Raw genomic sequence first — 11,370 nt, forward strand, 5'->3', positions numbered from 1 at the left:
TGAAAGCGTTTGCGCTCACCCTGATAACGAGGTCGGGAGCATTGGGTTGCGATGAAAAATACGCTTTTGAAAAACGTGATCGCAACCACCCCGCAACTGCAGCGCGCCCGGGGCGCCGCAGCCATCGTCACCAAGCAGCGTGACGGGCGCACCCGGCTCGACCAATTGTTCCAGGATGGCTGCGGCAAGATCCGCCTGCCCAACACCCATTCCAGCGCCCTCGAGGCGGTATTGATCAATACGGCGGGCGGCATTACCGGCGGAGATCAGTTGCAGTGGCGCGCCGAGGTGGCGGCGGGCGGACATCTGGTGGTGACCACTCAGGCCTGCGAGCGCAGCTATCGTTCGACCGGCGATACCGCCAGGGTCGAAACCCGGCTCAAGGTTGGCGCGGGCGCGCATCTGGACTGGCTGCCGCAGGAAACCATCCTGTTCGAAGCCAGCAAGCTCGACCGTCGGCTGGACATCGAACTCGACGCGGGCGCGACCCTTACCGCCATCGAGGCCATCCTGCTGGGGCGCGATGCCATGGGCGAGGAAGCGCGCGACGCCGAACTGCGCGACAACTGGCGCATTTATCGCTGTGGCCGGCTCATCCATGCCGAGGCCACGCAGCTGACCGGAGCCGGCAGCGAGCGCGATGGCCTGTCGCTGCTGGCCCATTGTCGGGCCTTCGCCTCCATCGTCCATATCGCGGCCGATGCCGACCGCGCCGAAATACTGCGCGACCGCATCCGCACCATTCTGCCCGCAAATGGGCAAATCGCTGCCAGCGCCAATGGCGAACGCCTGGTGATCCGGGCCATGGCGCGGAGCGGGCTTGCACTGCGGCGGCTGATCGTTCCAACCTTGCTCGAACTCACCGGCGCCGGCAGCCTGCCGCGCCTCTGGCACCTCTAGGACGCAGAAGATGAACCTCACTCCCCGCGAAAAAGACAAGCTGCTGGTGGCCATGGCCGCCATCGTCGCCCGCAAGCGCCTGGAACGCGGCGTCAAGCTCAACCATCCCGAGGCCATCGCTCTCATCACCGACTTTGTGGTGGAAGGCGCCCGCGACGGCCGCCCGGTGGCCGAACTGATGGAAGCCGGCGCCCACGTCATCACCCGCGAGCAGGTGATGGAGGGCATCGCCGAGATGATCCACGACGTGCAGGTGGAAGCCACCTTTCCTGACGGCACCAAGCTGGTCACCGTCCACCAACCCATTCGATAAGAGAGGCAAACCATGCTTAAGCGCAGCCTGCTGGTCCTGGCCATTTCGGCCGCCGCCACCCTTCCCGCCTTTGCCCACCTGGATCCGGGTGAGCACGGCTCCTTTGCCGCCGGCTTCAGCCACCCGCTGTTCGGCCTCGACCATATTCTGGCGATGATCGCGGTCGGCCTCTGGGCCGCGCAACAGGGTGGACGCGCCATCTGGATGGTCCCCGCCGCCTTCGTCGGGACCATGGCCGTGGGCTTTGCATTGGCCATTGCCGGCGTGCCCCTGCCCTTCGTAGAGCCGGTGATCCTGGCCTCGGTTATCTTTATCGGCATCGCCATTGCCCTGGCCCTGCCCATCCCGACCCCGGCAGTGGCGGCCATGGTCGGCTTCTTCGCCTTCTTCCATGGCCATGCCCATGGCGGTGAGCTGGGCGAGGCCGGCGCCTGGCAGTTCGCCATCGGCTTCATGCTCGCCACCGCCCTGCTGCATGCCGTCGGTATTGGTGCTGGGGTGCTGCTGTCCCGCGTCAGCGGCAAGCTGCTGACCCGCGTCGCGGGCGCGGCAACGGCGCTGGGCGGGCTCTATCTCGCCTTCGGCGCCTGAGGAGAAGCGCGATGATCCCCGGCGAAATCATTCCGGCCCAGGGCGATATCGAACTCAATGTCGGTGCGCCCGTCATCACCATCGAGGTCGCCAATACCGGCGACCGCCCGATCCAGGTCGGCTCGCATTACCACTTCTACGAGACCAATGCGGGGCTGAGTTTTGCGCGCGAAGCGGCGCGCGGCATGCGGCTCGACATTGCCGCGGGCACTGCCGTGCGCTTCGAGCCGGGCCAGGCCCGCGAGGTCAGGCTGGTGCCGATCTCGGGCGATCGCCGCATCTACGGCTTCCGCCAGCAGGTCATGGGCCCGCTGTGAGGCGGGGCGGCGACATTGCAAATTCAGGCCCGGCGCCATGGCGCTGCGGGCCGAAAGCTGCTTTAAGGTCCGCCGCACGCATCAACAGGCCGGGACCCGATCATGACCGAGCAGACCACTTCCCCGAGCAAGGAAGCCGAATTCAAGCAGCGCTTTACCGCCGTGCTGAAGGACCTTCAGGAAGTCGGATCGCAGGATGGCGAAGCCATGGCGCTGGTGGGCAGCCTTGCCGGCGAGCTGGCGGCCAAGCTCGAGCAGACCAGCTGGAGCGGCGCCAAGTCGGTGATGACAGGCGAAACCTATTCCAACCTGCTCAAGACCTTCGAGGCCCAGGGCAACGAGCATCACAAGGCGGGCCGGATCAAGCATTCCTACGCCATCCAGCTGCTGTCGATCTCGCTGATCGCCGCCACCCAGCGTGCCGACGCCATCATGGCTGCCGGCGAGCAATTGCTGGACGGCGTGATCGATCATACGGTTTCGGTGTACAATACGCAGAAGGCCAAGCCGAAGAACTAGTCTCGGCGGGGCAAAGCAGGTTTCACGCCCACATATTGGGCGATGGCCAGTATTCAGAAGCAAGCTTTTCGGGGGCTCGTGGCCCCATCACAACGCTCGGGCGCTTAGGCTCCTGTCCTCCCTCCCCCCTTGAGGGGGAGGGCCGGGGTGGGGGGTGGTTCAGCGTTTCACTGATGGACCCCCACCCTCAGTCCCTCCCCTCAAGGGGGAGGGAGGCGATAGAGCCCGAGGGCGGAGCGGTGGAAGCCGCTGCGATCTGCCGCCTACTGGAACGGCTTGGGTTCGAGGCTGCGGAGATAGAGGATCAGCGCGGCCATATCGTCGGCGCTCATCCGGTCGTAATGCGGGTAGGACATGGGCGGGAACATCGCCACGTCGCCCGGACGCATGCCCTTGCGGATCATGGTTTCCACCTCTGCGTCGCTGAACTGGGCCAGCTCGGTCGGGGTGATATTGGCGGAAACCGAGGTGCCCCACGGCCCGTGGAATTCATTGCCGCCGGCCCCCAGCAGCGTCTCGAACTGCGGCGCCCCATTGGGGCCAAAGGGCGTGTGGCAGACCGTGCAATGGCCCAGCGGTCCGGCGAGATAGGCGCCGTATTCGACCGAGACGCCCGCAGGCACATCGGCGACGCTGGTCACCGGCGGGCCCCAGGCCGGGGGCAGCGGAATGCGATATTCGGACTTGCCGGGATCGTTCTCCACCGCCGGAATGCTGCGCAGATACATCACGATCGACGCCAGATCAGTGTCGGAAATGCCGTGATAGACCTCGAACGGCATGGGCGGCCCGATGATCGAGCCATCGGGGCGGACGCCTTCGCGAATGGCCCGGCCCAGTTCCTCATCGCTCCAGCCGGCGATTTCGCCCCCGGGCGTGATATTGGGCGCAATGGCGGTGAAAGCCTCGCTGTCCTCCACGACGCGCCCGCCCAGCGCCTTGCTCATATCCGGCCCATTCGGACCGAACGGGGTGTGGCAGCTGCCGCAGGCACCGATGGAGTTGACGATATAGTCGCCGCGCTCGACGCTCGGCTCGGCGGCCATGGCAGCACTTCCGGCAAGAAAGCCGGCACAGACAATTGTCGCGAATACCCTCAAGGTCATTTCAGCCTCTCTCCCTCCGAAACGGGAGCAAGAATAGGGCCGAAACGGATGGCCGTATATTTGAATATAGACCTCAGATTTGTTGCAGGAACCGGCCTCGCACCGGTCCTTCCCACCGTCCCAGCCTGACCCGGAGCCATCCCATGCCCGCCCGCATTTCACGCGCCACCTATGCCGATATGTATGGCCCGACCACCGGCGACAAAGTGCGCCTGGCCGATACCGAACTCTTCATCGAGGTGGAGAAGGATTTCACCATCTATGGCGAGGAGGTGAAGTTCGGCGGCGGCAAGGTGATCCGCGACGGCATGGGCCAATCGCAGCGCACGCGCGCCGAGGGCGCGGTCGATACCGTCATCACCAATGCGCTGATCGTTGATCACACCGGCATCTACAAGGCCGATATCGGGCTCAAGAACGGCGTGATCGTCGGCATCGGCAAGGCCGGCAATCCCGATACGCAGCCGGGTATCGACATCATCATCGGGCCCTCGACTGAAGCAATTGCCGGCGAGGGCAAGATCATCACCGCGGGGGGCATGGACGCGCATATCCATTTCATCTGCCCGCAGCAGATCGAGGAAGCGCTGATGAGCGGGGTCACCACCATGCTTGGCGGCGGCTCCGGCCCTGCCCATGGCACCCTGGCCACCACTTGCACCGGCGCTTGGCATATCGAGCGCATGATCGAGAGTTTCGACGCCTTCCCGATGAACCTGGCGCTGGCCGGCAAGGGCAATGCTTCTGTCCCTGCCCCGCTGGAGGAAATGATCCTCGCTGGCGCCTCCTGCCTCAAGCTGCACGAGGATTGGGGCACCACCCCCGCCGCTATCGACAATTGCCTGTCCGTCGCGGACGCCTTTGACGTGCAGGTGATGATCCATACCGACACGCTCAATGAAAGCGGCTTTGTCGAGGACACGGTAGGCGCTTTCAAGGGCCGCACCATCCATGCCTTCCACACCGAAGGCGCCGGTGGCGGCCATGCGCCGGATATTCTGAAGGTTGCGGGCCTGCCGAACGTCATCCCCTCCTCGACCAATCCGACCCGGCCCTATACGCAAAACACCATTGCCGAACATCTCGACATGCTCATGGTCTGCCACCATCTCGACCAGTCCATCCCCGAAGACGTGGCCTTTGCCGAAAGCCGCATCCGCAAGGAAACCATCGCGGCGGAAGACATTCTTCATGACATGGGGGCGCTGTCGGTGATTTCGTCGGACAGCCAGGCCATGGGCCGCGTCGGCGAAGTGCTGATCCGCACCTGGCAGACCGCCGACAAGATGAAGCGCCAGCGTGGTCGCCTACCGGAGGAAAGCGGCAACAACGACAACTATCGCGTGCGCCGCTACATCGCCAAATACACCATCAATCCAGCCATCGCGCATGGCATGAGCCAGCATATCGGCTCGGTGGAAGTGGGAAAGCGCGCCGACCTCGTCCTGTGGAACCCCGCCTTCTTTGGCGTGAAGCCGGATATGGTGCTGCTGGGCGGCTCCATCGCCGCCGCGCCGATGGGCGACCCCAATGCCTCGATCCCCACGCCGCAGCCCATGCATTACCGGCCGATGTTCGGCGCCTATGGCAAGCTGGTCAGCCGCTCATCGGTGGTATTCATCTCCCAGGCCGCCCATAATGCCGGCCTGCGCGGGCGGCTGGGGGTCGACAAGCAATTGCTGCCGGTGAGCAATACCCGTTCCGGCATCGGCAAGGCGGCCATGAAACTCAACACCGCCACTCCTGTCATCGACGTGCACCCCGAAACCTACGAGGTGCGCGCCGATGGGGTGCTGCTGACCTGCGAGCCGGCCACGGTCCTGCCCATGGCGCAGCGTTACTTCCTGTTCTAGAGGCGCAAAGCCTTGCCAGACCTCGCAATCGCCATGATTGTGGGGAGGGTCGAATCTGGGCGCTTCGCCCATTTTCGTCCCCTGGAGATCGCCATGACCAAGACCAGACTTCTGCTCGCCGCCACGTTCTCTACGCTGCTTGGCGCCGCCCCTGCTTTGGCGCAGAGCGAAACCCCCGCCGCACCGGCCACCAGTGAAACGCCGGCCCCGATCGCTGCGCCGGCGACGGCCTCGGCCGCCCTGACGCTGACGCTTGAAAGCACGGGCGATATCGAGCGCAATATCGTCGTCTATCAGTGCGAGAACGGCACGGCGCTCACCGTGCAATATATCAATGCCGCCCCCAATTTCCTCGCCATCGTGCCGGTGGACGGGCAGAACCATGTCTTTGCCACCACCATTTCAGGCTCCGGCGCCCGCTATGTCTCCGGCCCCTATGAATGGTGGAGCCACCAGGGCGAAGGCACGCTGCGCGACCTGATGCAGGACGAAAACGCCGCTCCGCTCGCCAGCTGCACCGAAACCGGTTCGACGCCATAATACACGGCTATGGACCATTTCTCCGCAGCAGAAGTTTTTCCGCATATTCGCATTCTGCTGGGCACCGTCATCGGCCTTGGCCTGACGCGCCTGCTGACGAAGCTGGCGGGCTTCGTGCAGCATCCGGACAAAAATCCGCCATCGCTGCTGCACCTGCTCTGGGTCGGCTCGCTGATCATCGAGCTGGTGCTGTTCTGGTGGTGGCAACTGGCGCTTGTCCGGATCGAGACCTGGACCTTCGGCGTGACGATCTTCCTCGTCACCTATGCGATGATGCTGTTCTTCCTGTGTGCCCTGCTCTCACCGGACAGCATTGCCGAATATGACAGCTACGAACACTACTTTCTCAGCCGCAGGAAATGGTTCTTTGGCTTTTTTGCTGCAGTGGCCGTGCTTGATGTGATCGACACCCTCATCAAGGGGCCCGAACGGTTTGAGCGCATGGGACCGAGCTATCTCGCGCAGCCGTTGGGCGGCATTCTGGTGTGCATTCTTGGCTGGAACAGCAGTAGCCGGGCGGTGCACTTGACCATTGTCTGCGTGCACTATGTCTACCAACTCTTCCTTGTCTCACGATATTTCTACGGGTAATCGCCATGCCGCCACGGGTCAGTGAAATTTTGCCGCCTGGCAACGAGGCCAAAGATGCCTTTGACACCATCCGCCTCGACCACGACCAACGCCGCCTGCGCCGCAAGGTGCTGCGCCTCTCCGGTGGTAGCGAGATTCTACTGGATTTGCCGCAAACCGTAAGCCTCGAGCATGAGAGCCTGCTCAGGCTGGAAGATGGAAGGCTGGTGCAGGTGATCGCCGCCGAAGAACTGCTCTATGCTGTCCGCGCCAATGATGCTGGGCATCTGCTGCGGCTGGCCTGGCATATCGGCAATCGCCACACCCCGGCGCAGCTCGATCCCAACCGCATTCTCATCAAGCGCGACCATGTGCTCAAGACCATGCTCGAAGGGCTGGGCGCGACGGTCGAGACTGTCACCGAGCCATTCTTCGCCGAGCATGGCGCCTATGCCCATGCCCATGGCGACACCAGCCACGCTTTGCTGAATCGCCGTTGAGCGCCGCGCTGCAAAAACTGCTGACCTGGTTGTCACCCGCCTTCCCAGTGGGCGCATTCGCCTGGTCCGCGGGCCTCGAAACCGCCATTGTCGATGGACGCGTGCACGACCGCGCCAGCGCCCAGGACTGGATTGCGGGCACGCTGCTGCATGGCGGGCTCAAGACCGATGCCATCCTTCTGGCCCACGCCCATGCCGGCCATAACGATCAGGCGCGGCTGACTGACCTGGCCGATCTCTGCCTCGCGCTTGCCCCGGCGCGCGAACGCCATGCCGAGACGATTGCGACCGGCAATGCTTTCGTGCTGGCCAGCGCCGCCTGGCCGACCGACAGGCCGCTGACGCTGCCAAAACCCTGCCCATACTCAGTGGCGGTGGGGGCGTTGGCCGGTGCCCATCATATCGACACGCGCGACACGCTGATCGCCTTCCTCACGGCCACCGTGCATAGCCAGGTCTCGGTGGCGGTGCGGCTGGTGCCCATCGGGCAGACCGATGGCCTCGCCATCATGGCAGCGCTGGAGCCGCAGGTGGCTGCGCTCGCCGATCTGTGCCAGCATGCCACACTGGACGATATCGGCAGCGTAGCCTATGGCGCCGATATCGCACAAATGCAGCACGAAACGCTGCCCACAAGGATATTCCGCTCATGAACATGTTCATCTCGTCCATGCTCTTCATTGCCCTGTTCGCGGTGTCCTTTGCCCATTTCATCTGGTCGCTGGGCCGCACCTGGCCGATCCGCGGCGAAAAGCTGCTGGCCCAGACCGTGGTGGGCACCGCCGGGATCGAACGCATGCCGCCGCGCTGGGCCTCGTTCGGCGTTTCGCTGTTCACACTGGGCACCGGCATCTATGCGCTGGCGCTGGCCGACCATGACAGCGGCGCCGAACTGATGACCGTGGGCGGCTTCGGCTTCGCGCTATTGTTCCTGGCGCGCGGCATCGTCGGCTATACTGCCTGGTGGGCGGCGCAGACGCCGGAACCCAATTTCCGCCTCAACGACCGGCGGGTCTATTCCCCGCTCTGCATCGCCATCGGCCTGGGCTTTGCCGCCCTTTCCATCATGCGTCTCATCTAGGACAGGAAGTGATCATGCCCAAAAGCCTCAACGGTCCCCTGCGCATCGGCATTGGCGGCCCCGTCGGGTCGGGCAAGACGACCTTATGCGAAATGCTGCTCAAGACCATGCGCGACCGCTATTCCATGGCCGTGGTCACCAATGACATCTATACCCGCGAGGACGCGCTGATCCTCTCGCGGGTGCAGGCGATCTCGGAAGACCGCATTGTCGGGGTGGAAACCGGGGGCTGCCCACACACCGCCATTCGCGAGGATGCCTCGCTCAACCTCGCTGCCATCGACGAGCTCAACCGCAAATTCCCCGATCTCGATATCATCCTGATCGAGAGCGGCGGCGACAATCTGGCGGCGACTTTTTCGCCGGATCTGGCCGATATCACCATCTATGTGATCTCGGTGGCCCAGGGCGAAAAAATCCCCCGCAAGGGCGGACCGGCCATTTCCCGCTCCGACCTGCTGGTGATCACCCATACCGACCTCGCGCCCTATGTCGGCGCGAGCCTTGAGGTCATGGAAAGCGACACCCAGAAGGTGCGCGACGGGCGGCCCTATGTGTTCACTGACCTGCTGCGCCGCGAAAGCCTCGATGAGATCATCGGCTTCATCGAAAAGCACGGCGGGTTCGCAGCGCAGGCGGCGGAGTAGAGGTGGCTTCAATGACGAAAGCCCCGCTGCTTCGGCAGTAGGGCTTTTCGGTTGTGTCAAAACAAGTTTGAAATCCGGTAATTCGTTATTGGGCTCTCGCCGCGCACCCCGGCCCTCTCCTTAAGGGGGCAATATTTACTCTCAGCGCTTTCGCCTCCCTCCCACTTGAGGGGAGGGATTGAGGGAGGGGGTCCATCAGTGGATTACTAAACGACCCCCACCCCGGCCCTCCCCTCAAGAGGGAGGGGGCGATGGAGCCGCGACAACCAGAACATAAAACGCTCTATGCTTCGACTCCTGATCTCTCTCCCTCTTGAGGCAGAGGGAGGCAAAGCGTCCAGAGTCCACCTCAGTTTCAAACGGCATGGAGCGTTTCAGCGTTGAACTGAACTGGCCCCAAACCGATGTCACCCCGCCCCGGCCTGACGATCATGGCTGCGGCCGCACCAGGGCGACCACCGACCGCGATGACAGCGTCGCCGTGCCTTCGGTGAAGGCGATTTCGGCGTTTGGGTCGGACTGGATTCCAACGGCCCAGTCGCCTTCGGGGAGGCGCGCCACCACCGGTTCGATACGGCGGTTGAACCAGACGAGCACTTCATCGTCCTTGTGGTGCAGGAGCATGCCGAGCACCGAGGCACTGGCATCGTTCCAATCGCCCTCGTTCATCTCGCGACCATCCGGATGCAGCCACACCACATCGCGCACGCCGTTGCGATCCTGCCCGCTCAGGAAGTGATCGTGGATCAGCGCCGTATGCTCGTGGCGGAACACATTGAGGGCGGCGACGAAATTGACCAGATCGCCATCGGCATTGTCCCAGTCCACCCAGGTGATCTCATTGTCCTGAGCATAGGCATTGTTATTGCCCTGCTGGGTCCGGTAGAGCTCGTCGCCCTGCTGAATCAGCGGCGTGCCGCGCGACAGGAACAGGGTGGCCAGCATGGCGCGGACATCGCGCTTGCGGGCGGCGTTGATGCCCTCGTCGTCGGTCTCGCCTTCGACGCCGCAATTCCAGGAGGAATTGTGGTTGTGGCCATCGCGATTGTTCTCGCCATTGGCATCATTGTGCTTGTCGTTGTAGCTGACGAGATCGCGCAGGGTGAACCCGTCATGCACGGCCAGCATGTTGACGCCATGGCTGGGCTTGCGGCCAGCCACGTCGAAAATCTCGGCTGAGCCGGCAACCTTGCCCGCCAGCGCCCCGATCTTGGCCGGCTCGCCCTTCCAGAAGGCGCGGATCTCGTCGCGATAGGTGTCGTTGTGCTCCTGGAACTCCTGGCCAAACTTGCCCAGGGCATAGCCGCCCGGACCCGGATCCCACGGTTCGGCGACGAGGATCGCCTTGCTCAGCACCGGATCGGCCTTGATCTTTTTCAGCATCTCGGCTTCCGGATTGAAACCGGGATCGCGGCCAAGCACGGTGGCGAGATCGAAGCGGAAGCCGGACACGCCAAGCTCTTCGACATAATAGCGCAGGCTGTCGATGACCAGGCGCTGCACCGCCGGGTGGTCGCCGCGTAGCGTGTTGCCGGTGCCGGTATCGTTGACCAGGAACTTCTTCCCGTCGACCTCGACGAAGCGATAATAGGTCTGCGGATCGAGCCCCATCAGCGAGAGGATGGGACCCTGCGCATCGCCCTCGCCGGTGTGGTTATAGACCACGTCGAGGATCACCGAGATGCCCGCCTTGCGGTAGGTATCGGTCATCACCCGCAATTCTTGTGGGCCGCGCGGCGCCAGGCGGGGATCGACGGCGAAATAGGCGACCGGATTATAGCCCCAGGCATTGGTCAGCCCGAGCGCCGGCAGATGGCCTTCGTCGATCCAGGCAGCCGTGGGCATCAATTGGACGGTGTCGACGCCCAGATGCTTGAAATGGTCGACCACCCATTTGGTGGTCATGCCGGCAATGGTGCCGCGCAGCGGGCCCTGCACCGAAGGGTGGCGCATGGTGAAGCCGCGGACATTGACCTCGTAGAACAGGCCCGGGGCCTTCTTGCGGGGCAGGATGGGCTCATTGGCCGCGCCGGGAACGATGGCCTTGGGCACCAGCGGCGCTGTATCGACGGCCTCTTCGCGGCCCAGCCGCAGGCGCGGCGAGCGCACGAAGACGCGGTCGAGATGGCGGGCATAGGGATCGACCAGAAGCTTGTTCGGATCGAAGAAAAAGCCCTGGTCCGGATCATAGGGGCCATCGGCGCGCAGGCCGTAGCGCGTGCCGGGGCCGACATTGGCCACCAGCCCGGCATGGATATGGTCCTCGTGCACGTCGAGCTCGAACCGACCGATTTCCTGGTCCAGATCGTCGAAGATGCACACCCAGAGCGCAGTCGCGCTTTCCGAGTAGACGGCAAAATTGATGCCCTCAGGCGTGACCGTCGCACCGAGAGTGTCGGTGCGTCCGGCATGCGGGACCAGTTCAGGTTTCAT

At 63.7% G+C, this 11,370-nt stretch carries 14 protein-coding genes; 12 read left to right on the forward strand and 2 right to left on the reverse strand.

Features of this window, described 5'->3' with window-relative positions; genetic code table 11:
* Positions 1 to 51: 51 nt before the first annotated feature.
* From BGO80_RS03670 to BGO80_RS03690, 5 genes are all read left to right on the forward strand, one after another.
* Positions 52 to 900, forward strand: coding sequence for an urease accessory protein UreD (locus BGO80_RS03670; protein WP_286719172.1), 849 nt, complete (start codon positions 52 to 54; stop codon positions 898 to 900).
* A 10-nt stretch (positions 901 to 910) separates the two neighbouring features.
* Complete coding sequence (locus BGO80_RS03675) at positions 911 to 1,213, forward strand: urease subunit gamma (RefSeq protein WP_126152068.1); 303 nt, start codon at positions 911 to 913, stop codon at positions 1,211 to 1,213.
* 12 nt (positions 1,214 to 1,225) lie between these two features.
* On the forward strand, positions 1,226 to 1,804 hold the full coding sequence (locus BGO80_RS03680) for a HupE/UreJ family protein (RefSeq protein ID WP_126152067.1): 579 nt from the start codon (positions 1,226 to 1,228) through the stop codon (positions 1,802 to 1,804).
* An 11-nt stretch (positions 1,805 to 1,815) separates the two neighbouring features.
* Complete coding sequence (locus BGO80_RS03685; protein ID WP_286719175.1) at positions 1,816 to 2,121, forward strand: urease subunit beta; 306 nt, start codon at positions 1,816 to 1,818, stop codon at positions 2,119 to 2,121.
* Between the two features lie 102 nt (positions 2,122 to 2,223).
* Positions 2,224 to 2,640, forward strand: a complete 417-nt coding sequence (locus BGO80_RS03690) for a hypothetical protein (RefSeq protein WP_286719177.1) — start codon at positions 2,224 to 2,226, stop codon at positions 2,638 to 2,640.
* Positions 2,641 to 2,903: 263 nt separating this feature from the next.
* Here the strand turns inward: BGO80_RS03690 and BGO80_RS03695 are convergent, their stop codons facing one another.
* Positions 2,904 to 3,746: a cytochrome c4 gene (locus tag BGO80_RS03695; protein ID WP_286719179.1), complete on the reverse strand. Its 843-nt coding sequence runs from the start codon at positions 3,744 to 3,746 to the stop codon at positions 2,904 to 2,906.
* 143 nt (positions 3,747 to 3,889) lie between these two features.
* On the opposite strand from BGO80_RS03695, the gene ureC reads away from it, so the two are divergent.
* From ureC to ureG, 7 genes are all read left to right on the forward strand, one after another.
* Positions 3,890 to 5,599: an urease subunit alpha gene (gene ureC, locus BGO80_RS03700; RefSeq protein ID WP_286719180.1), complete on the forward strand. Its 1,710-nt coding sequence runs from the start codon at positions 3,890 to 3,892 to the stop codon at positions 5,597 to 5,599.
* A 93-nt stretch (positions 5,600 to 5,692) separates the two neighbouring features.
* A complete protein-coding gene (locus BGO80_RS03705) occupies positions 5,693 to 6,139 on the forward strand; it encodes an MliC family protein (protein WP_286719182.1) in 447 nt (148 codons plus the stop codon).
* Between the two features lie 9 nt (positions 6,140 to 6,148).
* On the forward strand, positions 6,149 to 6,730 hold the full coding sequence (locus tag BGO80_RS03710; protein ID WP_286719184.1) for a hypothetical protein: 582 nt from the start codon (positions 6,149 to 6,151) through the stop codon (positions 6,728 to 6,730).
* Between the two features lie 5 nt (positions 6,731 to 6,735).
* Positions 6,736 to 7,209 carry an urease accessory protein UreE gene (locus tag BGO80_RS03715; protein WP_126151383.1) on the forward strand — a complete coding sequence of 158 codons (474 nt, stop codon included), beginning with the start codon at positions 6,736 to 6,738 and terminating at the stop codon, positions 7,207 to 7,209.
* Positions 7,206 to 7,862 carry an urease accessory protein UreF gene (locus BGO80_RS03720; RefSeq protein WP_286719185.1) on the forward strand — a complete coding sequence of 219 codons (657 nt, stop codon included), beginning with the start codon at positions 7,206 to 7,208 and terminating at the stop codon, positions 7,860 to 7,862. The genes BGO80_RS03715 and BGO80_RS03720 overlap by 4 nt, the downstream gene beginning before the upstream one ends.
* The gene (locus BGO80_RS03725) at positions 7,859 to 8,290 is read left to right on the forward strand and encodes a DUF3995 domain-containing protein (protein WP_126151385.1); all 432 of its coding nucleotides are present in this window, start codon (positions 7,859 to 7,861) and stop codon (positions 8,288 to 8,290) included. Before BGO80_RS03720 ends, BGO80_RS03725 begins: the two co-directional genes overlap by 4 nt.
* A 14-nt stretch (positions 8,291 to 8,304) precedes the next feature.
* A complete protein-coding gene (ureG, locus tag BGO80_RS03730; RefSeq protein ID WP_286719187.1) occupies positions 8,305 to 8,937 on the forward strand; it encodes an urease accessory protein UreG in 633 nt (210 codons plus the stop codon).
* Positions 8,938 to 9,366: 429 nt separating this feature from the next.
* Here the strand turns inward: ureG and glgX are convergent, their stop codons facing one another.
* Positions 9,367 to 11,370 carry a glycogen debranching protein GlgX gene (glgX, locus tag BGO80_RS03735; RefSeq protein WP_286719189.1) on the reverse strand — a complete coding sequence of 668 codons (2,004 nt, stop codon included), beginning with the start codon at positions 11,368 to 11,370 and terminating at the stop codon, positions 9,367 to 9,369.

The sequence above is a fragment of the Devosia sp. 63-57 genome, from assembly GCF_001899045.1.
Taxonomy (GTDB): Bacteria; Pseudomonadota; Alphaproteobacteria; order Rhizobiales; family Devosiaceae; genus Devosia; species Devosia equisanguinis.

Coding starts and splice junctions, on each gene's coding strand:
- BGO80_RS03705 (WP_286719182.1), top strand. CDS start 5,693: ATGACCAAGACCAGACTTCTGCTCGCCGCCACGTTCTCTACGCTGCTT.
- BGO80_RS03710 (WP_286719184.1), top strand. CDS start 6,149: ATGGACCATTTCTCCGCAGCAGAAGTTTTTCCGCATATTCGCATTCTG.
- BGO80_RS03725 (WP_126151385.1), top strand. CDS start 7,859: ATGAACATGTTCATCTCGTCCATGCTCTTCATTGCCCTGTTCGCGGTG.
- BGO80_RS03670 (WP_286719172.1), top strand. CDS start 52: ATGAAAAATACGCTTTTGAAAAACGTGATCGCAACCACCCCGCAACTG.
- BGO80_RS03685 (WP_286719175.1), top strand. CDS start 1,816: ATGATCCCCGGCGAAATCATTCCGGCCCAGGGCGATATCGAACTCAAT.
- BGO80_RS03695 (WP_286719179.1), bottom strand. CDS start 3,746: ATGACCTTGAGGGTATTCGCGACAATTGTCTGTGCCGGCTTTCTTGCC.
- BGO80_RS03675 (WP_126152068.1), top strand. CDS start 911: ATGAACCTCACTCCCCGCGAAAAAGACAAGCTGCTGGTGGCCATGGCC.
- BGO80_RS03715 (WP_126151383.1), top strand. CDS start 6,736: ATGCCGCCACGGGTCAGTGAAATTTTGCCGCCTGGCAACGAGGCCAAA.
- ureC (WP_286719180.1), top strand. CDS start 3,890: ATGCCCGCCCGCATTTCACGCGCCACCTATGCCGATATGTATGGCCCG.
- BGO80_RS03680 (WP_126152067.1), top strand. CDS start 1,226: ATGCTTAAGCGCAGCCTGCTGGTCCTGGCCATTTCGGCCGCCGCCACC.
- glgX (WP_286719189.1), bottom strand. CDS start 11,370: ATGAAACCTGAACTGGTCCCGCATGCCGGACGCACCGACACTCTCGGT.
- BGO80_RS03690 (WP_286719177.1), top strand. CDS start 2,224: ATGACCGAGCAGACCACTTCCCCGAGCAAGGAAGCCGAATTCAAGCAG.
- ureG (WP_286719187.1), top strand. CDS start 8,305: ATGCCCAAAAGCCTCAACGGTCCCCTGCGCATCGGCATTGGCGGCCCC.